Source organism: Pararhizobium sp. LjRoot238, assembly GCF_964252955.1.
Classification (GTDB): Bacteria; Pseudomonadota; Alphaproteobacteria; order Rhizobiales; family Rhizobiaceae; genus Pararhizobium.
In genome coordinates this window covers 4239737-4262031 of record NZ_CAXUPP020000001.1, presented here as the reverse complement: position 1 = coordinate 4262031, position 22295 = coordinate 4239737, and the positions used below count along the sequence as shown (strand labels likewise).

16 protein-coding genes are annotated in these 22295 nt (G+C 62.1%); 9 read left to right on the top strand and 7 right to left on the bottom strand.

Features of this window, described 5'->3' with window-relative positions:
- Window positions 1-31: 31 nt before the first annotated feature.
- The 8 genes from ccmI (at window position 32) to ACSQ3F_RS20945 (ending at window position 11157) form a co-directional block, all read left to right on the top strand.
- Window positions 32-1186, top strand: coding sequence for a c-type cytochrome biogenesis protein CcmI (gene ccmI / locus ACSQ3F_RS20980; RefSeq protein WP_436101981.1), 1155 nt, complete (start codon window positions 32-34; stop codon window positions 1184-1186).
- Entirely contained in the window at window positions 1183-1635 is a 453-nt protein-coding gene (gene ccmE, locus ACSQ3F_RS20975; RefSeq protein ID WP_436101980.1) for a cytochrome c maturation protein CcmE, read from the top strand. The genes ccmI and ccmE overlap by 4 nt, the downstream gene beginning before the upstream one ends.
- Window positions 1632-3620, top strand: coding sequence for a heme lyase CcmF/NrfE family subunit (locus tag ACSQ3F_RS20970; RefSeq protein WP_436101979.1), 1989 nt, complete (start codon window positions 1632-1634; stop codon window positions 3618-3620). Before ccmE ends, ACSQ3F_RS20970 begins: the two co-directional genes overlap by 4 nt.
- Window positions 3617-4078, top strand: a complete 462-nt coding sequence (locus tag ACSQ3F_RS20965; protein ID WP_436101978.1) for a cytochrome c-type biogenesis protein — start codon at window positions 3617-3619, stop codon at window positions 4076-4078. Before ACSQ3F_RS20970 ends, ACSQ3F_RS20965 begins: the two co-directional genes overlap by 4 nt.
- A gap of 251 nt (window positions 4079-4329) precedes the next feature.
- On the top strand, window positions 4330-5904 hold the full coding sequence (locus ACSQ3F_RS20960) for a Do family serine endopeptidase (RefSeq protein ID WP_436101977.1): 1575 nt from the start codon (window positions 4330-4332) through the stop codon (window positions 5902-5904).
- A 148-nt stretch (window positions 5905-6052) separates the two neighbouring features.
- Complete coding sequence (locus tag ACSQ3F_RS20955) at window positions 6053-6754, top strand: response regulator transcription factor (RefSeq protein WP_436101976.1); 702 nt, start codon at window positions 6053-6055, stop codon at window positions 6752-6754.
- The gene (locus ACSQ3F_RS20950) at window positions 6751-8160 is read left to right on the top strand and encodes a sensor histidine kinase (protein WP_436101975.1); all 1410 of its coding nucleotides are present in this window, start codon (window positions 6751-6753) and stop codon (window positions 8158-8160) included. The genes ACSQ3F_RS20955 and ACSQ3F_RS20950 overlap by 4 nt, the downstream gene beginning before the upstream one ends.
- Window positions 8161-8202: 42 nt before the next feature.
- Complete coding sequence (locus tag ACSQ3F_RS20945; protein WP_436101974.1) at window positions 8203-11157, top strand: bifunctional [glutamine synthetase] adenylyltransferase/[glutamine synthetase]-adenylyl-L-tyrosine phosphorylase; 2955 nt, start codon at window positions 8203-8205, stop codon at window positions 11155-11157.
- Here ACSQ3F_RS20945 and ACSQ3F_RS20940 read toward each other — a convergent pair.
- A complete protein-coding gene (locus ACSQ3F_RS20940; protein ID WP_436102210.1) occupies window positions 11147-13495 on the bottom strand; it encodes a PAS domain-containing sensor histidine kinase in 2349 nt (782 codons plus the stop codon). The genes ACSQ3F_RS20945 and ACSQ3F_RS20940 overlap by 11 nt on opposite strands.
- A gap of 216 nt (window positions 13496-13711) precedes the next feature.
- A complete protein-coding gene (gene pepN / locus ACSQ3F_RS20935; protein WP_436101973.1) occupies window positions 13712-16360 on the bottom strand; it encodes an aminopeptidase N in 2649 nt (882 codons plus the stop codon).
- Window positions 16361-16844: 484 nt separating this feature from the next.
- On the opposite strand from pepN, the gene ACSQ3F_RS20930 reads away from it, so the two are divergent.
- A complete protein-coding gene (locus ACSQ3F_RS20930) occupies window positions 16845-17783 on the top strand; it encodes a DMT family transporter (RefSeq protein ID WP_436101972.1) in 939 nt (312 codons plus the stop codon).
- 23 nt (window positions 17784-17806) lie between these two features.
- On the opposite strand, the gene ACSQ3F_RS20925 is transcribed toward ACSQ3F_RS20930, so the two are convergent.
- From ACSQ3F_RS20925 to ACSQ3F_RS20905, 5 genes are all read right to left on the bottom strand, one after another.
- Window positions 17807-19087 carry an MFS transporter gene (locus ACSQ3F_RS20925; RefSeq protein ID WP_436101971.1) on the bottom strand — a complete coding sequence of 427 codons (1281 nt, stop codon included), beginning with the start codon at window positions 19085-19087 and terminating at the stop codon, window positions 17807-17809.
- A gap of 227 nt (window positions 19088-19314) precedes the next feature.
- Complete coding sequence (locus ACSQ3F_RS20920; protein ID WP_436101970.1) at window positions 19315-19461, bottom strand: hypothetical protein; 147 nt, start codon at window positions 19459-19461, stop codon at window positions 19315-19317.
- A gap of 70 nt (window positions 19462-19531) precedes the next feature.
- Window positions 19532-19708, bottom strand: a complete 177-nt coding sequence (locus ACSQ3F_RS20915) for a hypothetical protein (protein WP_436101969.1) — start codon at window positions 19706-19708, stop codon at window positions 19532-19534.
- Window positions 19709-19860: 152 nt separating this feature from the next.
- Window positions 19861-20760, bottom strand: coding sequence for a uracil-DNA glycosylase (locus ACSQ3F_RS20910; protein WP_436101968.1), 900 nt, complete (start codon window positions 20758-20760; stop codon window positions 19861-19863).
- Between the two features lie 65 nt (window positions 20761-20825).
- Window positions 20826-22124 carry an Hsp70 family protein gene (locus ACSQ3F_RS20905; RefSeq protein WP_436101967.1) on the bottom strand — a complete coding sequence of 433 codons (1299 nt, stop codon included), beginning with the start codon at window positions 22122-22124 and terminating at the stop codon, window positions 20826-20828.
- Between the last annotated feature and the right edge of the window lie 171 nt (window positions 22125-22295).

Below are 22295 nucleotides of genomic sequence, written 5' to 3'. Positions count from 1 at the left end.
ATGGCGTTGTCCGCATAGTAATTGAGCGCACATGCTGTTCTGGATCCTCGTTGCCACCCTGACGGCGGCTGTTGCCGCTGTCCTGCTGCTTCCGCTGCTACGTGCCGCCGCCGGCGCAGAGGTGCCGCAATCCCATGACGTCGAAGTCTATCGCGACCAGCTCGAGGAGCTGAAGCGCGACGAGAAGAACGGCCTGATTTTCGGCGAGGACGCGGAATTTGCGCGGGCCGAGGTGGCGCGCCGGCTGCTCGCAGCGACGGACGCGGTGAAGGCCGCGGGATCCGCTCAGCCAGCGCGGCGGAGCAACCGACTGGCGCAACTTGCCGTCGTTCTTATCCTGCCTGCCATCGGCCTCTGTCTTTACCTGCGCACGGGAAATCCGGACGTACCGGATGCGCCGCTCGCCGCGCGGCTGGCGAACCCGGGCGACGACGTGAATATCCTGATCGCGCGCGCCGAGCAGCAGCTTGTCGCCAATCCGGAAGACGGCGCCGGCTGGGACGTTTTGGCACCGATCTACTATCGCAGCGGCCGGATCGAGGATGCTGCTGCGGCTTTCCGCAATGCGCTTCGTATTCTCGGGCCGACGCCCGCGCGTCTCGGCGGCTATGCCGAAAGCCTGATCGCGCTTTCCGGCGGCTTGATCACGAACGAGGCGCAGGAGGCGCTGCGCAAATCGCTGGCGATCGAGCCGAACGATCCGCGCGCGCAATTCTATCTGGCGCTTGCCTTGAAACAGGAAGGCAAGGCGCCGGAAGCGCTCGCGGCGTTCCAGCAGATCGTCAAGGCATCGCCGGCCGATGCGCCGTGGCTGCCGCTGGTCAATGAGCATATTGCCAGCCTCAAGGCTGATGGCGCTGCCCCCTCCGCGGATCAGGCGGGCACCGCATTGGGCAGTCCTACGGCCGACGACGTCGCCGCAGCGCAGACCATGAATGCCGGCGACCGGAATGCTATGATCGAGGGCATGGTGGAGAGCCTTGCCGAAAAACTGAAGGACGATCCGAAGAATTTCGAAGGATGGATGCGGATCATCCGTTCCTATTCGGTGCTCGGTCAGAAAGAGAAAGCTGCCGAGGCCCTGAAACAGGGTTTGAGCGCCTTTCCGGCCGAGGGCGAACAGGGCAAACAATTGCTGGCTTTGGCAGGCGAACTCGGCCTGACGGCTGATGGAGGCGTGAAGTGACCCGCAAGCAGAAGCGTCTGGCGATCATCGGCGGCGGCGTCAGCTTCATCATCGCGGCCGTGCTTCTGGTGATGTTCGCCTTCAGCCAGGCAGTTGCCTATTTCTATGTTCCCGGCGATCTCGCCAAGGCGCATCTGGCGCCGGGCACCCGCATTCGGCTGGGCGGGCTGATCGAGGCGGGGTCGGTCAAGCGCGGCGATGGCATGACGGTGAGTTTCAGCGTTACCGATACGCTCGATCGTGTGCCGGTGACTTACACCGGCATTCTTCCGGATCTCTTCCGCGAGGGGCAGGGCGTTGTCGCCGAAGGTGCGTTTGCGGCTGGAAGCCCGGTTTTCGTGGCCGATACGGTGCTCGCCAAGCATGACGAGACCTATATGCCGAAGGACGTGGCGGACCGGCTGAAGGCGCAGGGCGTGTCGCTCGGGGGCAAGGAAAATATCCAATGATCATCGAGCTTGGTCACTACGCGCTGGTTCTGGCGCTCGGCGTCTCGGCGCTGCAGGCGATCATGCCTGTTTTCGGCGCGGTGCGTGGCGACCGGGCGCTGATGGAGATCGGCACGGTCGCGGCCAAGGCGACCTTCCTGCTCGTCGCCCTTTCTTTCGGCGTTCTGACCTATGCCCATGTGACGTCGGACTTTTCCGTCCAGAACGTCTGGGAGAATTCGCATTCGCAGATCCCGCTGATCTACAGGTTTTCCGGCGTCTGGGGAAACCACGAAGGGTCGATGCTGCTGTGGATGCTGATCCTCACCTTCTTTTCGGCCTTGGTTGCGGTGTTTGGGGATAACCTGCCCGAGACGTTGAAGGCCAATGTGCTTGCCGTCCAGGCCTGGATTGCGAGCGCCTTTTCGCTGTTTATCCTGTTGACGTCGAATCCCTTCAACCGGCTCATCGACGCGCCGGGCGAGGGGAGAGACCTCAATCCGGTGTTGCAGGATATCGGCCTCGCCATCCATCCGCCCTTGCTTTACCTCGGCTATGTCGGATTTTCCGTCTGTTTCTCCTTTGCCGTCGCCGCCCTGATCGAGGGGCGCATCGATGCGGCCTGGGCACGCTGGGTGCGGCCCTGGACGCTGGCCGCCTGGACATGCCTGACCGCCGGGATCGCGATGGGATCCTACTGGGCCTATTATGAACTCGGCTGGGGCGGTTGGTGGTTCTGGGACCCCGTCGAGAACGCCTCCTTCATTCCCTGGCTTGCCGGGACCGCGCTGCTTCACTCGGCGCTGGTGATGGAGAAGCGTGAGGCGCTGAAGATCTGGACCGTACTTCTGGCGATCATGACCTTCTCGATGTCGCTGCTCGGCACGTTCCTCGTCCGCTCCGGCGTGCTCACCTCGGTTCACGCCTTTGCGACCGATCCGACGCGCGGCGTCTTCATTCTGGCGATCCTTATCCTCTTCATTGGCGGCGCCTTCTCGTTGTTCGCATTCCGTGCCGCGCGTCTCAAGGCGGGCGGGCTGTTCGCGCCGATTTCGCGCGAGGGCGCGCTGGTCCTCAACAACCTGATCCTGACGACCGCTGCGGCCACCGTTTTGACCGGTACGCTCTATCCGCTGGTGCTGGAAGCGCTGACGGGCTCGAAAATCTCGGTCGGCCCCCCCTTCTTCAACATGACGTTCGGGCTGTTGATGCTGCCGCTGCTCCTGGCGGTGCCGTTCGGGCCGTTGCTGGCCTGGAAGCGCGGCGACCTGCTCGGTGCCGGGCAGCGTCTTTTCGCGGCGGTGGCGATCGGTCTGGTTGCCGGCTGCGCGATTTACTATGCCCAGCATGGCGGGCCGGTCATGGCCTTGTTCGGGCTTGCGCTGGGCACGTACCTGATTGCCGGATCGCTGACGGAACTGTTGCTGCGGTCCGGCATCGGCAAGGTGGCGGGTTCTGTTGTGCTGCGCCGGCTGTCGGGATTGCCGCGCTCGGTTTTCGGCACGGCATTGGCGCACATTGGTCTTGGCGTGACGCTGATCGGTATCGTCGCGGTGACGGCCTTCGAGACCGAGCATATTGTCGAGATGAAGCCTGGCATGACCACGGATGCGGGCGGCTACACGCTGCGTTTCGACGGACTGCGGGATGGCAAGGGGCCGAACTACACCGAGCAGTCCGGGCATTTCACCGTGATGCGGGCAGGGGTTGTCGTCACCGAGGTCTGGTCGTCGAAGCGGCTTTATACGGCGCGGCGGATGCCGACCACCGAAGCCGGCATCCGGACGTTCGGGGTGAGCCAGCTCTATGTCTCGCTCGGCGACGGCATGACGGATGGCGGCGTTGTCGTGCGCATCTGGTGGAAGCCGATGATCCTCTGCATCTGGGGTGGTGCGCTGTTCATGATGGCGGGTGGTGCGGTGTCGCTGAGCGACCGGCGCCTGCGGATCGGCGCGCCGTCGCGGGCGAAGAAACAGAAGAAACCGGTTTTGGAGCCAGCGCAATGATCCGGCGGTTGGTCTTCGTTCTGTTGGTTCTTTTGTCGGCGTCGCCGGTATTCGCCGTTAATCCGGACGAGGTATTGGCCGATCCGGCACTTGAGGCGCGGGCGCGCGCCTTGTCAGCGCAATTGCGCTGCATGGTCTGCCAGAACCAGTCGATTGATGATTCGAATGCGGAGCTTGCCAAGGATCTGCGCATTCTCGTGCGCGACCGTATCACCGCGGGGGATTCGGATGAAGCCGTCATCGACTATGTCGTGTCGCGCTATGGCGAATTCGTTCTGCTCAATCCCCGCTTCGAGACGAAGACCTGGCTGTTGTGGGGAACGCCGATCGTTCTGCTTTTGGCGGGCGCCGCGGCGATGATCGTTTCTGCGCGGCGCAGGACCGGCAAAGCGACCGGCACGCCGCTTTCGGACGAAGAGCGGGCAAGGCTGGATTCGGTGTTGAGGAACAGTGAGTAGTGAGTAGTGAGTAGTTGCAGGGCTCTGGCGATTGAAGAGCCTTTTTCTACCGACTACCGACTACCGACTACCGACTACCGACTACCGACTACCGACTACCGACTACCGACTACCGACTACCGACTACCGAATCTCCACCCAACATTACCAAAAGTTCATTCTTCGGACACAAGTCAGTAAGGTGCGTTCGACTATTCCTTTCTCAACGGCTGTTCCTCCAGTCAGCCAGACACAGAGAAAAGGCAAATCGAATGTTTACGACAAACGCACTGCGTCCCTCCCTCAAGACCGTTCTGAAGACCTCGACCGTCGCTGGTCTCGCGGCTGTCCTGCTTTCGACCGGCATTCCCGCCGCCGTCACCTATTCCTTTGCCGCTCCGGTGAAGATCGAAGCGCCGCAGGTTCCGAGCTTCGCCAACGTGGTCGATGCCGTTTCGCCGGCGGTTGTCTCCGTTCGTGTTCAGTCCCGCGCCAACCCGGTTTCCGACGAAGTCAGCAACGGCTTCAGTTTCGATTTCGGCGGCCGTGGTCTGGACGAACTTCCGGACGATCACCCGCTGAAGCGCTTCTTCAAGGAATTCGGCGGCCCGGATGGCGGCCCGGATAGAGACAAGCGCGCCGAGCGGGGTCATGGGCCGCGCGACGGCAAGCCTGGCCGTCTGCGCCCGACATCGCAGGGTTCCGGCTTCTTCATCTCCGAAGACGGCTACCTCGTCACCAACAACCACGTCGTTTCCGACGGTTCCGCCTTCAACGTCATCCTGAATGACGGCACCGAACTCGAAGCCAAGCTGGTCGGCAAGGACAGCCGCACCGATCTCGCCGTGCTGAAGGTCGACGACAAGCGCAAGTTCACCTATGTGGCCTTCGCCGATGACAGCAAGGTTCGCGTCGGTGACTGGGTGGTTGCCGTCGGCAACCCGTTCGGTCTCGGCGGAACCGTAACCGCCGGCATCATCTCGGCCCGTGGCCGTGATATCGGCTCTGGCCCCTATGACGATTATCTGCAGGTCGACGCTGCGGTGAACCGCGGCAACTCGGGTGGCCCGACCTTCAACCTCAATGGCGAAGTGGTCGGTATCAACACGGCGATCTTCTCGCCCTCGGGCGGTAACGTCGGCATTGCCTTTGCCATCCCGTCATCCGTCGCCAAGGATGTCGTGGCCGATCTGATCAAGGACGGTGAAGTCTCCCGCGGCTGGCTTGGCGTTCAGATCCAGCCGGTCGACAAGGATGTCGCCGAATCGCTCGGTCTTGCCGAGGCAAGCGGCGCGCTCGTCATCGAGCCGCAGGCTGGATCGCCGGGTGAAAAGGCCGGTATCAAGAAGGGCGACGTGATCACCGCCGTCAACGGCGACACGATCAAGGGCCCGCGTGAACTGGCCCGCAAGATCGCCATAATGCGCCCCGGCACGAGCGTTGACGTTGCACTGTGGCGCGACGGCAAGGCCGAAAGCGTCAAGCTGGAAATCGGCACATTGCCGGCCGAAACCAAGGAAGCCGCTGCCGGTACCGACCAGCAGCAGCAGGAAGAGCAGCAGCCTTCGAGCGAGAAGGCGCTGGCTGATCTCGGCGTCACGGTGACGCCGTCGGACGACGGTAACGGCGTGATCATCTCCTCGGTCGATCCGGACTCCGACGCCAGCGACCGCGGGCTGAAGGAAGGCGAGAAGATCGTCTCCGTCAACAACCAGGAGGTCAAGTCGGCCGACGACATCCTCAAGGTGATCGAGGAAGCCAAGAAGGAAGGCCGCACCAAGGCGCTGTTCCAGATTGAGGCTGACAATGCCAGCCGGTTCGTGGCGCTGCCGATCAGCCAGGGCTGACGCGGTTCCACTGAACAACCGGGCGCCGCGAACCTTGTCCAAGGTTGCGCGGCGCTCGGCATTTCAGGCCCTGCTCATCTGCGCAACCGGGCAGGCAGGTCTGATTTCCCAAGGGCAAACCGGTTGTGGAAGGCACGGGTCCGGGACTATGGTCACACGCATGAAGATTCTGATTATCGAAGATGACCTTGAGGCCGCCGCCTATCTTGCGAAGGCGTTTCGCGAGGCGGGTATCGTCTCGGATCATGCCAGCGACGGCGAAAGCGGTCTGTTCATGGCCACCGAGAATACCTACGACGTGCTCGTCATCGACCGGATGCTGCCACGCCGTGACGGGCTGTCGGTGATTTCGGAACTGCGCCGCAAGGGTATCCATACACCGGTCCTCATTCTTTCGGCCCTTGGCCAGGTCGATGACCGCGTGACCGGCTTGCGCGCCGGCGGCGACGACTACCTGCCGAAACCCTATGCCTTCAACGAGCTTCTGGCCCGTGTCGAGGTGCTTGGCCGCCGCAAGGGCGCGCCGGAGCAGGACATGGTCTATCGCGTCGGCGATCTGGAACTCGACCGGCTGTCGCATACGGTGCGCCGGCAGGGCCGGGAGCTTCTGCTGCAACCGCGCGAATTCCGGCTGCTCGAATATCTGATGAAGAATGCCGGCCAGGTGGTGACGCGCACCATGCTCTTGGAGAATGTCTGGGACTATCATTTCGATCCGCAGACCAATGTCATCGACGTGCATGTGTCGCGGCTGCGCTCGAAGATCGAAAAGGATTTCGACCAGCCGCTGCTGCGCACCGTTCGCGGTGCCGGCTACATGATCAAGGAAGATGGACGCACCGACGCATGAGCGGCTTGCGCGTCCTCTTCCGCACGACCGCCGTGCGCCTTTCGGCGCTTTATCTCCTGCTCTTTTCGCTGTGCGCGGCCTTTCTGGTGTTCTACGTCACGGCCATGTCGCAACGGCTGCTGGAGCAGCAGACCAAGGACGCGGTGACGGCGGAAGTTTCCCAGATCGAGGAGATCTACAGCCGGGCGGGCGTCAACGGGTTGCTGCGGACACTGGAGCGCCGGGCGCGCCAGCCGGGCGCCAATCTCTACGTCATTGCCGGGCCGACCGGCGAAATTCTTGCAGGCAATGTTGCCTCGCTGCAGCCGGGGCTTCTGGACCAGGAGGGCTGGACGGGCGAGGCCTTCCGCTACCAGCGCTACACGGACGAAAGCCGAAAGGAGACCCATGTGGCGCTTGCGCATGTTCTGGTGCTCGACAACGGGCTGCGCATACTGGTCGGCCGCGACCTGCAGGAGCCGGAGAAATTTCGCGTGCTCGTCCGCCAGGCGCTGGTCGTCGCACTTGGCATCATGGGCATCGGCGCGCTGATCATCTGGTTTGCGATCGGCCGCAATGCGCTGAAGCGGATCGACCGCATGTCGGATGCCAGCACGCGGATCATGGCGGGCGACCTGTCGCAGCGGCTGCCGATGAGCGGCTCCGGCGACGAATTTGACCGTTTGTCGGAATCGCTGAATGCCATGCTCGGCCGGATCGAAAAGCTGAACGAAGGCCTGCGGCAGGTTTCCGACAACATCGCCCATGACCTGAAGACGCCTCTAACGCGCCTGCGCAACAAGGCCGAGGCGGCGCTGGCACACAAGGCGACGAATGCAGGCTACCGGGCTTCGCTGGAGGAAATTATCGGGGAGTCCGACCAGCTGATCCGCACCTTCAACGCGCTGCTGATGATTTCGCGTGTCGAGGCGGGCTCTGCGGCCGCGGAGATGAGCGATGTCAATCTGTCCCAGAGCGTTGCCGACTGTGTCGAGCTTTACGAGCCGGTGGCCGACGAGCAGGGTTTGACGCTCGAAGCGGAGCTGCCGCCTGATATCCATGTGTCCGGCAATCGCGAACTGATCGGACAGGCGCTGGGCAACCTGATCGACAACGCCATCAAATATTCCGAGGGCGGCGATAATCCGCTGATCAAGGTCAGCCTTGTAAAACGGGATGGGGCGATCGTGGTCTCGGTGGCAGACCATGGACCCGGCATCCCGGCGGACAAACGCGGCGATGTGGTCGGGCGTTTCGTGCGGCTGGATGAAAGTCGCAGCAAGCCCGGCACAGGTTTGGGGTTATCGCTTGTCGAAGCCGTGATGGAGATGCATCAGGGACGCCTGGAACTGAGCGATACGGTGCCGGGAGCCGAAAACAATCGTGGTTTGACCGCCGGCATGGTTTTCGGAGCGCCTTCCGGCTGATAGGCATGGGGAGCCGAAATCGGGAGCGGCGGGAGGGTAACGATGCAGACGGATGCGCGACGTTTAGCGGACATCGCCACATGCGCCTTGCGGCCGATGAGCCAGACGGATGCGAAGTCCGTTCTGTCCAGCCTCAAGGACATGGCCAAGAGTCATTCGGAAATCGCCGACCTCCTGGCCTCGGAAACGCCGCTGAAGGACTTCGTCATCGCGGCCCTTTCGCTATCGCCCTATCTGCGGGATACGGCGGTCTCTCATCCCCAAGTGCTCGTTCAGGCTCTGGCTGAGCCGATCACAGAACATCTGCGTGACTGCATCGAAACGGCACGAAACGCCTGGAAGGGGGGTGAGGCCGGCAAGCCTTTGTCCGATGCGGAGATCATGACGCGGCTGAGAAATGCCAAGCGCGACATGGCATTTGCCATTGCGCTTGCCGACTTGTCCCGTCTTTTCGATGCACGGGAAACCACCCGGCGGCTGAGCGAGTTCGCCGGTGCCGCCGTGTTGGCGACTGTCGATCATCTGCTGCTCAGTGCGCATGACAGCGGCAAGCTCAAGGTCGTCGATGTGGACCGTCCGAGCGAACGGTCCGGTGTCGTGGTTCTTGGCATGGGTAAGCTCGGCGCCTTCGAGTTGAACTATTCCTCCGATATCGACCTCGTGGTCTTCTACGAGCCGCAGGCTCCGCTGATCATCGATCCCCAGGATGCGCCGGAAACATTCGCCCGGCTGCTGCGCCGGTTGATCCGCATCCTGCAGGAGCGCACTGGCGACGGTTATGTCTTTCGCACCGACCTGCGCCTGCGGCCCGACCCCGGGGCGACACCGCTCGCCATTCCGGTGGAGGCAGCGATGCTCTATTACGAGAGCAGGGGGCAGAACTGGGAGCGGGCGGCATTCATCAAGGCGCGCCCGGTTGCCGGCGATCTCAACGCCGGTGAGGCGTTCCTGCGCGAACTGACGCCGTTCATGTTCCGCAAATATCTCGACTATGCGGCGATCGCCGACATTCACTCGATCAAGAGACAGATCCACGCCCATAAGGGGCATGGAGAGATTGCAGTGAAGGGACACAACATCAAGCTCGGGCGGGGCGGTATCCGGGAGATCGAGTTCTTCGTCCAGACGCAGCAGTTGATCGCCGGCGGGCGGATGCCGGAATTGCGGCTGCGCGCGACCGAGCCGATGCTCGAGGGATTGGCGCGGGCCAACTGGATCGATGCGAAAACGGCGGACGAACTGATTTCTGCCTACTGGTTCCTGCGCGATGTCGAGCATCGGGTGCAGATGGTCCGTGACGAGCAGACGCATGTGTTGCCGACGACGGAGGCGGAACTCAAGCGTATCGCCTATATGATGGGTTTTGCCGACGTTTCATCGTTTTCGATGGAACTGTCGCGCGTGCTGAAGACGGTGGAGCGCCGCTATGCCCAGCTTTTCGAGCAGGAGGCGAAGCTTTCGGCGGAGACGGGCAACCTCGTTTTTACCGGACAGAGAGACGACCCCGACACGCTGGAAACCCTGAGGAAGCTCGGCTTCGAGCGGCCGCAGGATATTTCGCGGACAATCCGCACCTGGCACTACGGCCGCTATCGTGCGACGCAGTCGGTGGAGGCGCGCGAGCGGCTGACGGAATTGACGCCCAATCTTCTGCGCGTATTCGGAGAAAACAAGCGCGCCGACGAGGCGCTGCTGCGCTTCGACCATTTTATCGCCGGTCTGCCGGCCGGCATCCAGCTTTTCTCGCTGCTCGGCAACAATCCGGGGCTGCTTTCGCTGATCGTCAACATCATGTCGTCCGCCCCGCGTCTGGCCGATATCATTGCCAGCAAACCGCATGTCTTCGACGGCATGCTCGATCCGCGGCTGCTCGCCGAACTGCCGACGCGCGATTATCTGGCGGAGCGCATCAACGGCTTCCTTGCCGGTGCGCGTCACTACGAGGACATTCTCGATCGACTACGGATCACGGCTTCCGAGCAGCGGTTCCTGATCGGCATCCGGCTCCTGACAGGCGTGATCACCGGGGTGCAGGCGGGGCATGCGCTCACCGATCTTGCCGACCTGATCATTGCGGCGGCGCTCGACGCCGTGCTGCGTGCGGTTGAAACCGCGCATGGGAAATTCCCCGGCGGGCGCGTCGCCGTTATCGGCATGGGCAAGCTCGGCAGCCATGAACTGACCGCCGGTTCTGACGTCGATATCATTTTGCTCTACGACTATGACGAGGCTGCCACCGAATCCGATGGTCCAAAGCCGCTCGATTCCGTTCGCTATTTCACCCGCGTTACGCAAAGGCTGATTTCGGCTCTCTCGGCCCCGACTGGCGAAGGCGTGCTCTACGAGGTGGACATGCGGTTGCGCCCTTCGGGCAACAAGGGGCCGGTCGCGACGCGCATCACCGCTTTTGCGAAATACCAGCGCGAAGAAGCCTGGACCTGGGAACACATGGCGCTTACCCGCGCTCGGGCGCTCTGCGGTGAAGACAGCCTGATTGCCGAGGCGAACACGATTTTTCGCGAAGTCCTCGGTCAGCGCCGGGATGTTGCAAAGGTGACGGCGGATGTCGCTGAGATGCGCGGGCTGATCGACAAGGAAAAACCGCCGAGCGATGTCTGGGATTTCAAGCTCATTCCGGGCGGTCTGGTCGATATCGAATTCATTGCCCAATATCTCATGCTGATCGCACCGGCGCGAGGTAGCGATGTGCCGCCGAGCGGGACATCGACCGTCGATGTCCTGCAGGCGCTTGGACCGGCTTTGATCGCGCCCGCCGATCTGGAGACCGTGCAGGAGGCGCTTGCGCTATTCACCAATCTCTCGCAGATCGTCCGGCTTTGCATTGACGGGGATTTCGAGTTGAAGGATGCGCCGGCGGGGCTGCTCGATCTCCTCTGCCGCGCGGCCGATGCGCCGGATGCCAAGGTGCTGGAGGCCGATATTCGCCGCCTCTCCAAGGCCGTGCGTCGTATATTTCAGACCATCATCAAGCCTTAGAGCACCGAACCTCGGCGCGCGGATCCGTATCGGGGATGCGCAGGGAGATGATCGTGCCGATGTTTTCCAACGAATAAATCCTCATCGCCCCGCCATGCAGGTTGGTCAGCGACCGTGAAATGGCAAGTCCGAGGCCGGAGCCGCCCTTGCTCTTGGCATACTGGCTCTGCACCTGTTCGAACGGCTGTCCGATCTTCTGGAGCGCCGCCCGCGGAATGCCGATGCCGGTGTCGGCGATGGTGAGCGTCACGGCGCCGGCCACCTTGCGGGCACGCAGCGAGATTTTGCCGCCCTCATTGGTGAACTTGACGGCATTCGACAGGAGATTGAGCAATATCTGCTTCATTGCGCGCCGATCGGCGACCAGTGTCAGGCCGGACGAGACCTGCTGATCGACGCAGATGTTCTTCTGTTTCGCCGGAATAGTGGTGAAGCGCAGCGTCTCCTCGATCAGCGGCGCGAGATCGATCGTTTCCCGGTTCATTTTCATCTGCCCGGCCTCGATCTTCGACATGTCGAGGATATCGTTGATGACGTTCAGCAGATGTTTGCCGCTATCATGGATGTCGTGGGAATATTCGTCGTATTTCTCGGAACCCAGCGGGCCGAACATCTTGTTCTGCAGGATTTCGGAGAAGCCGAGAATGGCGTTCAGCGGCGTGCGCAACTCGTGCGACATGTTGGCGAGGAATTCGGATTTCGCCCGGTTCGCTGCCTCCGCCCGTTCCTTTTCAGCCTGATAATTGGCGTTGGCGACGGAGAGTTCCGCCTTCTGCCGCTCCAGCGTGATGCGCGAGGTCGAGAGATCGCCGATCGTCGCCATGAGGCGGCGCTCGGATTCGCGTAAGCGAACCTGATGGCGCTTGAGCAGCGTGATGTCGGTGCCGACGGAGACCAAGCCGCCATCGCGGGTACGCCGGTCGTTGATCTGCAGCCAGCGTTGATCGGCAAGCTGGACTTCGGATGTCTGCGAATGGTTGGACCGGTCGGGATCGGCGATCCGCCGCTCGATGATTGGGCGGGCTGCTGCCGCATTGACGACGGAACGTTCCGTGCCGGGCACCAGGACATGGTCGGGCAGCTTGTAGGCCTGCTGATAGTGGGTGTTGCACATGACAAGGCGGTCGTTCTTGTCCCAGAGAACGAAGGCCTCGGAGGTGCATTCGATGGCATCGGCCAGCCGCTGGTCAGCCTCGGCGTAACGCTGGGCGAGGCGATGCTGCTCGGTGACATCCATGGCGATGCCGATCAGGTGTACGCGACCGGATGCGGTGCGGATGACCTGCGCGCGAGCCCTCATCCAGACATAGTGGCCTTCGGCGTGGCGCATCCGGAACACCTGGTCGATCTGCCGGGCATCACCCTTGGCGATGGTGCGCGCGACCTTGTAGATGCTGCCGTCATCCGGGTGCATCAGCCGGGCGGCGTCGCCGAAGGACAGAACGCTGCTCTGCGGCGGCATGCCGAGCATTTCATACATCGACCGCGACCAGAAGAGGCGTCGGTTGGGCATGTCGAAATCCCAAAGGCCGCAGCGGCCGCGCGACAGCGCCGTTTCGACGCGCAGGTTGGATTCCGCAAAAATCTGGTCCGCATCTCGGGCGCGCTTGGCCTGGATGTAATAGGCATAGAGCACAACGAGCAGGATGGCCGAGATGCCGGCAAACAGCGTGACGTTCAGCGAAACCTCGTCGCGCCACAGCTTTTCGATCCGCGCCAGCGGCGTCGCAACGAGCAATGTTCCGGCGCCGCCCGGCACCTGCATCAGCGCCACGACATGCTCGACGCCGCTGATGAAGGTCTTCATCACGGTCGAGCGCTCGCCGAAATACTGAAAGGCGGCGATTTCCGGCGCCACTGCCGCAAGTGTGCGGCCGGTATAGACGGCGCCGTCCGGGGAACTCGCGAAAATCCGACCATCATTGCGCATGGTCAAAACGAATGCGCCGGGTTCAAGCATATCCGGCGGAAGGAAGGCGTTCAGCCGCTGCTCGACATCCCATCTTTGCGCCTTGTCGAACAGGGCCACGCCGTGTTCCTGAAGGGCGGCACTTGCCGTTGCGGCGGCGAGCACCGTCGCCTGGCGGGAACTCGCCTCCATGCGCGCATGTTCGACCATGATGCCGTTGACGCGGGAGATCGCGACGACGAGCAGAAAGGCAGTAATCAGGATCGGGATGGAGCGCTTCAGCAGCGGTTCTGCGCGCGCAAGGCGCAGCGCTGCCGGCTCCTTAAAAATCCGTGCGTGCTGGATGACGCCCTTCTCCAGGTTCAGGAAACCTGGAAATTTTGGTCGCAACCGCTCACCGGCCGCGCGTCCCCGCTGCGCTTCCGCCATCTTCGTCAATTCTGTAGGTCCTCATGTGATTCGATGCGCCGCTCGCTCGAACCTGACCCAATGAATCAATTGTGATTCGGCTTGTCCAGAAGAAAATGTAAAACTTTATTAACCATTTATCGTCATTGGAAAATGATATTGCCGCGGCCTGCCGGCCGCTGGAAACGGAAAAACCCCGCTATTGCGGGGTTTTCGGCATTATCTGCTTGATAAATCCTAGCCTTTCAGCATCCGCTCGACGATGTCGCTGACATCGGCGGAAAGCTTTGCAGCGGCTGCGATTTCGCGCAGCGCGTTGCGCGCATGCTCGGCCCGGACGTCCTCCAGCGACCGCCACGAGCGCATCGAGGTCAGGATGCGCGCAGCCAACTGCGGATTGCGCGGATCGATCTCGAGGATCTGGTGCGCGAGGAAACGGTAACCTTCGCCGTCGGCCCGGTTGAAGCCGGTCGGATTGGAGAAGGCGAAGGTGCCGACGAGAGCCCGGACCCGGTTCGGATTGGAACTGTTGAACAGCGGATCGGCCATCAGCGTCTTGACACGGTCGAGCGCATCGGCCCCGGGGATGGTCGCCTGGATGGTAAACCACTTGTCGATGACCAGCGCATTATCCCCGAAGCGTGACTTGAAGGCTGCAAGCGCTTCTGTCGTTTCGGCAGTATCTGGAAACCGATGGGCGAGGATCGTCAGCGCCTGGCTGAGATCAGTCATGTTGTTGGCGGACTTGAATGCGTTCACCGCTCGGTCAGGCACGTTTTCCGCATAGACGAGATAGGAGAGGGCGGTGTTGCGCAGCACCCGACGCCCGGCGCTCGCCGCATCCGGGCTGAACGGGCCATCGACCACCATCTCGTCCGCAAGCGTCGCAAAGGTATCCCGGCCGGCTGCCGCGACGGCTGTCATGATCTGCCGGCGCCCCGCATGGATGGCGTCCGGGTCGTTGTTGCTGCCGATCTCGCGGGCAATATCGGCTTCGCTCGGCAGGGCCAGGGCCTGCGCGCGGAAGGCCGGTTCGAGCTTACCGTCGGCCGCCGCTGCGAGCAGCGCCTCGATCAGGGCCTTGTCGCATTTTGCGGCCTTGCCGGCTTTGGCGCTGGCTGTCGCCGCGACCAGGTTCGGCAAGGCGAGGTCGTTCAAAGCCTGCCAGCGGGCGAACAGATCACTTTCGTACCTGGCAATATGGGCCCGATCGGCCGGTGTCTGCTCGAAATGCAGGTTGATCGGCGTGGAGAAATCGCGATTGAGCGACAGGACAGGACGCGAGACAATCCCGGTGAAGGTGACGGTATGCTTGCGCTCGACGAGGTTGAGGACGTCGCCCGTGACTTCGGCGCCGATGGCTGTGGAAAGCGCGGCCTCAGAGCCGTCCTCCAGCAACAGCCCGAGCCTGAGCGGAATGTGCATCGGCTCCTTGACGCTCTGTCCGGGCGTCGGCGGCACCATTTGCTCGAGTGACAGCGTGAAGGTCTGTTTGGCCGCGTCATAGGTGGTCGAAGCGGTGACGAGCGGCGTGCCGGCCTGATGGTACCAGAGCGAGAACTGCGTCATGTCGCGCTTGCTGACATCGGCAAAGCAGGCGACGAAATCCTCGATCGTCACCGCCTGTCCGTCGTGGCGGTCGAAATAGAGGTCCATGCCCTTCTTGAAGAGGTCCGCTCCGAGCACCGTCGCGATCATGCGCGTGACTTCGCTGCCCTTCTCGTAGACGGTCGTCGTGTAGAAATTGTTGATTTCCCGGTATTTTGTCGGGCGAACCGGATGGGCGAGGGGGCCTGCGTCCTCCGGGAACTGTTCGGCCTTCAGGTGGCGAACTTCTGCGACCCGCTTGACCGTGCGCGAGCGCTGGTCGGCCGAAAATTCGTGGTCGCGATAGACGGTCAGGCCTTCCTTGAGGCAGAGTTGGAACCAGTCGCGGCAGGTGATGCGGTTGCCGGTCCAGTTGTGGAAGTATTCATGTGCGATGATCGCCTCGATATTGGCGTAGTCGGCATCGGTCGCGGTCTCGGGATCGGCAAGCACGTACTTGTCGTTGAAGACGTTCAGCCCCTTGTTCTCCATCGCACCCATGTTGAAGTCGGAAACGGCGACGATCATGAAGATGTCGAGATCGTATTCGCGGCCGAAGACCTCCTCGTCCCACTTCATCGAGCGCTTCAGCGCGTCCATGGCGTAGGTCGCGCGCGGCTCCTTGCCGTGCTCGACATAGATTTTCAGCGCGACTTCGCGGCCGGACATCGTCGTGAAGGTGTCTTCGACGACGCCGAGATCACCGGCGACCAGCGCAAAGAGGTAGCTCGGCTTGGGGTGCGGATCGAACCAGGCGGCGAAATGCCGGCCGTCGCCCATATTGGCACCACCGAGATAGTTGCCGTTCGACAGAAGCAGCGGCGCGGTTTGCTTGTCCGCAATGATGTTGACCGTGTAGACGGCAAGCACGTCGGGACGGTCCGGGAAATAGGTAATGCGGCGGAAGCCCTCGGCCTCGCACTGCGTGCAATAGACATTGCTGGTGCGATAGAGCCCCATCAGCTTGGTGTTGGCTTCCGGGTTGAGTTCCGTCGTGACGGTGATCTCGAAAGGCGCTGTTACGGGCAGGTTGCGGATGGTCAGGGCATCGTCCGTTGCCTCATAATTTGCCGCCGGAATTTCCTCTTGGTCGAGCAGCAGGCCGGTCATCTTCAACTCGTCGCCGTCGAGGATGAGCGGTGCATCTGCGCTGACGCCCTCGCGCCGGTGGAAGATCAGCCGCGCCTCGACCTTGGTTTCCTTGGGGTCGAGTTCAAAGGTGAGATCCACCCTCTCAAGGACGAAATCTGTCTGCCGGTAGTCTTCCAGATGAATGATTTCGCCCGTATCTGTCCGCATTGTTTGTCCCGCTGGCATCTTCCGCAGTGTCATGCTCGGGAAGAGGCTTGGTCATCGTGAAGAGGCTGCGCGTTCTGCGGAGCTTCGGGGTTGGTAGGATGGGTTCTTTTCGGTGGCCGGCGTCGTGTTCCAGTGTGTCCGATCTGTCCCGCTCCCAGGTCTTTCATCAGAGACTTACGAAATTCGCCCTAACAATATTTAAATCAGGCGTGTCTTTTTGGCACAGATCGCGCAAATTTTCAGGCGGGAGTTGGTGTTGTTGACCCGCAGATGGACTGCGGCGCTCCTGCTGCCGGTTCCAGCGTAGGATATTGACGCCGAAGCATCAAATATTTCCGGCTCACATCACGAAAATTGATCCCTGTTCAGATTATCACGCGCTAAGGTGACGGGGCGACGGATCCTCCGGTCGCGTCTCCCCCGCAGCCCGTCGTTTTCTTCCGATCTCCGGCCCGCTGCCGTCAGTCCGATGAGTGCGACCCGCATGGATGCCGAACTTCCCCACCCGATGAAGGGCATTTCCCTCAAGGTTCTGTCCGTGCTGGTCTTCGTTTGCATGTCGACGCTGATCAAGGCGGCCGGCACGGAGATCGCCACCGGCCAGATCACCTTCTATCGCTCCGCCTTCGCCATGGTGCCGATCCTCGGATATCTTGCCTTCAAAGGTGCTCTGCGTACCGCCTTCCACACCAGAGACATTTTCGGCCATCTGGCTCGCGGCTTCATCGGCATCCTCGCCATGAGCTTCGGCTTTTATGGCCTGGTGCATCTGCCTCTGCCGGAGGCGATCGCCATCGGTTATGCGATGCCGCTGCTTGCCGTCGTTTTCGCGGCGGTTTTCCTGAAGGAAACGGTGCGGGTCTACCGCTGGTCGGCGGTATTGATTGGCCTCGTCGGCGTCATGATCATCACCTGGCCGCGCCTGACATTACTGCGCGATGGCGGCTTCGGGTCGGGAGAGGCGCTCGGCGCGCTGGCGGTGCTTTTGTCGGCAACATTTGGCGCCGTTGCCATGGTGCTGGTGCGAAAACTGGTCGCCAAGGAGCGCACGCACACCATCGTGCTTTATTTCTCGCTCTCGGCCTCCTGCTTCTCGCTGCTCACGCTGCCCTTCGGCTGGGAGCCGCTACCGTGGAGTTCCTTCCTGCTTCTGATGGCGGCCGGTTTCTGCGGCGGCGTCGCGCAGATCCTGCTGACGCAGAGCTATCGTTACGCTGATATGTCGACGATTGCACCCTTCGAATATACCTCGATCATCCTCGGCCTGATCATCGGGTATTTCCTCTTCGATGAAGTCCCGACCGGCGTGATGCTGATCGGCACCGCGATTGTGGTCGGCGCCGGTATCTTCATCATTTTCCGCGAGCACCAACTGGGTCTTGAGCGCAAAGGCGCGCGAAAACACGTCACGCCGCAGGGGTGACGAAAGTCCCTTGGAGGCGAGGATCAGGACGACGTGACCGGAGCCGTATCGTCCTCGACCAGTTCGGTCAGCCGCACTGCCTGGTTCATAGCATTGACCGCCTCCGTGCCCGGCGTCGGCACGGTGTTTGCGTGGAAATCGGTCTTTGCGACCAGGCCGTCCTCGTGGCTGCGCTGGGCGATGCGCCAGGCAGCATAGGCCGCGTAAAGTGCGAAATAGACGGCGAGCAGCACGAAAAGCGCCGGTGGGCCGAACTGGTCCATGACAGGGCCGACCATCAGCGGCCCGGAAATCGTGCCGATACCGTAGGTGATCATCATGCCCGAGGAGACCTCGACATATTCATTCGGTCGGGCAAGGTCGTTGGCATGGGCGACGTTGAGCGCATAGATCGGAAACAGCACCGAGCCGACGCAGGCTGCGACGACGTAGAGGACAAGCGGGGTGGCGCCGACGAACGCCACCATGGCGAGGCACGACACCACACCGAAGATGCCGCAGGCAACCATGACGATGCGCCGGTCCATTCTGTCGGATGCGCGACCAATCGGAATCTGGGAGAAGGCGCTCCCCGTCAGCAGGGCCGCCAAAAGCGTGGCGCCCTCGGCGGTCGAAAGGCCGATTTTCTGCGTGAAGACGCCGCCGAGATTGAGCCAGGCGCCAGCCATGGCGCCGGCGAGAAATGCGCCGACGACCGCGACCGGCGAGCGGCGGAAAAGCCCCGGCACATCGAAATTGGCCTGGGTCGGTGGTGCCGGCATGGCGGAGGAGGACAGCGCCGTCGGCAGCAGCGCCAGCGAGAACAGCACGCCGCAGAGGATGAAGAGCGACGCATTCGTCGGATCGCCCAACGGCACGAGATATTGCCCCCCGATCGTCCCGACCATGGTGGTGATCAGATAGACCGAAAACAGCATGCCGCGGTTCTCATTGGTCACCCGTTCGTTGAGCCAGCTCTCGATGACGAGATAACTGCCGGAAATGGCAAAGCCGGAAATGGCGCGAAAGAAGATCCAGGCGTGCCAGTCGACGACCAAGCCGCACATCAGAATGGCGATGCTGAGCAGCGTGATCAGGGCGGCAAAGACCCGGACATGGCCGACGCGCGCCACGAATTTCGGCGTAACGATGCAGGAGAGGGTGAAGCCGAGCGTATAGCCGGTGGCGATCAGCGAGATGATCAGCGTCGACCAGCCCTCGGCCACCGAGCGCACCGGCAGCACATAGCTCGCCAAACCGAAACCGACCATCATCAAGAGCGTCGACAGTATCAGGCTGAACACGGATCTGAGGCTGGCCAGCATGAACGCTCCCGGGGCGCATTCGCCGGAGGCTCGATCGTGATCAAGCGGTCAGGCAGGCGCTGAAAATCAAGTTGGAGCGGATTGCGCGGTCAGAACTGTCGAGGTTGCACGGCATGCCGCCCTTTGGTTTGAAGGACGAGTGTGGCTCTAACCAATTTCTCCTGCGCTGTCGATTGCGACAGGGCGTGGCGCAGATCAGGAGATCGACGTTATGTGTCTGCGACGAATTACTTCGGCAGGAAGGCGCTGATGGTGAGCCGGTCTGACTGTTTCGCAGGGGCATCGATGCTCAGGCGGCTATATTCGCGCGAGGCGCGCACGGCGGTGCCGATGTCTGCGACGGTTTCTATCAGGGCGCGGATGGAAGCGGACATGAACGGGTCTTTCGAAATCTTGGCAGGCGAAATCTTGGCAGGAAAGGACGCGCGCAGGCGCGGCCTCAAATCAACGCTGGATGAATTCGGAAAAGATTTGTACCGGGCGCGTGGTGCGGCCGTAACCTGCGGCAGTCATCTGTTCGTTCGCAGCCGAGCCGAAGCTGGCGAAGGGCGTACGAAGCGGAGAGCCGGCGTGGCGGAGCGTCTCGAAGCCGCTGTGCAGAGGGCGAAAACGGGCAGTCATGGTTCAATTCCTTATTCCAGTCCTCCCGTGAGCTTATATTGCGCTGCAGCATTGATTTCGCAATGCGTCATTTCGCGTTGCTGATATGCGCAGCCCGCATGGCTACATTCATTGTTTGTTCATAAATCAGGCAGGCGGCCGTTGAGACGCTCTTAACCACGAAGCCGGGCGCGAAACGCAAGCAGGTCCTGCCAGGCGAGCCGCTTGCTGGCGGGGGCCGACATCAGATCTTGCGGATGGAGCGTGGCAAGGGCCGGAACGGTCAATCCGTCAACCGGCCCGCCAACTGTGATATCGCGCCATTCGCCGCGCATGTGGTGGATGGTGTCGTTGCCGCCGAAGAAGAAACGGCCGGCGAAATTGCCGAGAATGAGCAGATGCCGGGGCCCGGCCAGCAGGATCTGGCGCTCGATGAACGGCCGGCAGATATCGGTCTCGCGCGGCGAGGGCACCCGGTTTCCAGGCGGCCGCCAGGGAATGACATTGGTGATGAGGACAGACGTCCGGTCAAGCCCGATCGCCGCCAGCATGCGGTCCAGCATCTGGCCCTGCTTTCCGGAAAAGGGAATGCCTTCCCGGTCGTCGTCGCCGTTCGGCATCGGGCCGATCACCATGATGCCGGACGATGGGTTTCCGTCGGTAAACACCATGTTGCGAGCGCTGTTTCTGAGGTTGCAGCCCGAAAAGGCCTCCATGGCACTTTTCAATTCGCCGAGCGAGCGGGCCGATTCGGCCGCGAAACGGGCCTCGGCGATGGCCTGCTCGTCGGGGATGGCCATTTGCGGGACGGCGGCCGGTGCCGCGGCCACGCGATTGCCAGATGGGCTGGACGTGTCCCGGTTTGTTGACGGGCGTGGCGTGTCGTTCCGTGTGGAGACCTGCGTTTTTTGCACGGCTTGCGAGCCGGTGTTGCCGCGCGTCGCTTTTGCTTGCGCGAACTCCGCGAAACGATCGACGGCTTCCTCTTCCAGCAGCCATTCGACGCCCGCTTCCGCATGGAAATGCAGAAGGGCGGCAAGTTCGGCCGTGGTCATCCTGTCGCTGGAGATCATGTTCTATCTTCTACAGAAGGGCGGATCACCGGGAAAGCGGAAAAGTCGCCGCGTCCTCCGCCATTTCAGGCAGCCATCGCAGTCCAGCGCTCGATATCGTCGCGCTCGCCGATCAGCGCCAGCCCGTGAGCGATCGACAGCAGTTCGCCGCCGCTTTCTATGCGGTCGCTGGCGAAGCGGTTTTCGAAAAGGCGGCGGATGGCGGGAACGAAGGACGTTCCGCCGGTCAGGAACACCTTGTCGATGCCGCCAGCGGGTGTGTTCGTCGTCGTCAGAACCTCGTCCAGCGCCTCCTCGATGCGCGCGAGGTCGGGGGCGATCCAGCTTTCGAAGTCGCTGCGGCGCACCGTCTGGCGGCTCTTTTCGCCGAGCGGCGCGAAGTGGAACTCGGTTTCCTCCTCGCGCGACAGCCGCATCTTGGTGGCGGAGACCGCCTGGTACAGCGGGTAGCCCTCGTCATGTTCGACCAGGTCGACGAAGGCTTCGAGCTTTTCCGGCTCGACGGCCGAGCGCACAAGCTGCTTCAAATCGGCAAAATCCTTCAGCGTCTTGAAGATCGACAGCTGATTCCAGCGGCCGAAATTGGCGTAGTAGCTGGAGGGCACGTCGAGCAGCTTGTCGAAGCTCTTGAACTGGCTGCCCTTGCCGATCAGCGGCGAAACGACGTTGTCGATGATGCGGAAGTCGAAATGATCGCCGGCGACGCCGACGCCGGAATGGCCGACCGGAACGGCTGTCAGCTCGCCCGCATGGCTTTCGAAGCGGATGATCGAATAGTCCGTCGTGCCGCCGCCGAAATCGGCGACCAGCACGGTCGCATCCTTCTTCAGGTTCTGGGCGAAGTAGAAGGCCGCCGCCACTGGCTCGTAGACATAATGAACCTCGGGAAAGTCGAACGACGACAGCGCCCGGTCGTAGCGTTCGAGCGCCAGCGATTCGTCCGGGTTGCTGCCGGCGAAACGCACCGGCCGGCCGACGACGATGCGGCCGTAATCCTGTTTCCAGCCATCGCCCGCATAGTCGGCGATCCGTGTCAGGAAGGATCGCATCAGGTCCTCGAAGCCATGGCGCCGGGCAAAGATCAGCGTGCCCTGGAAGAGCGGGCTTGCGGCAAAGGTCTTGATCGACTGCAAAAACCGCGCTTCGCCGGGATTGTCGATGAACTGCTGGATCGCCGCCTGTCCGGCCTCGATCTTCACTGCCGCCGCGCCCAGCTGCGCGTGTTTCATGAAGGACAGGGCGGTGCGCATGGAATCATTGGTTCCGGCCGCACTGGTAAAGCGCAGCGATTGCGTTGTGTCGCCATGTGAGGCGGCGAGCACGGAATTGGTGGTGCCGAAATCGAAGCCGAGGGCCTTGGCCATGAGTGTCTCCGTCTTTTGTTCCCGCCGGCAGGGCGGCGAACTGTCTGGCAGCCAACGCGCGTCAAGGCCCGGAATGCCTTGGCCGGCGGCCGGTATGCGTTTGATGGCGGAGGGCTTTGTTTATTTGGAGGGCGGCTCTTCGCACGGGCTGAGGGCCAAAGCAAGGCGGGA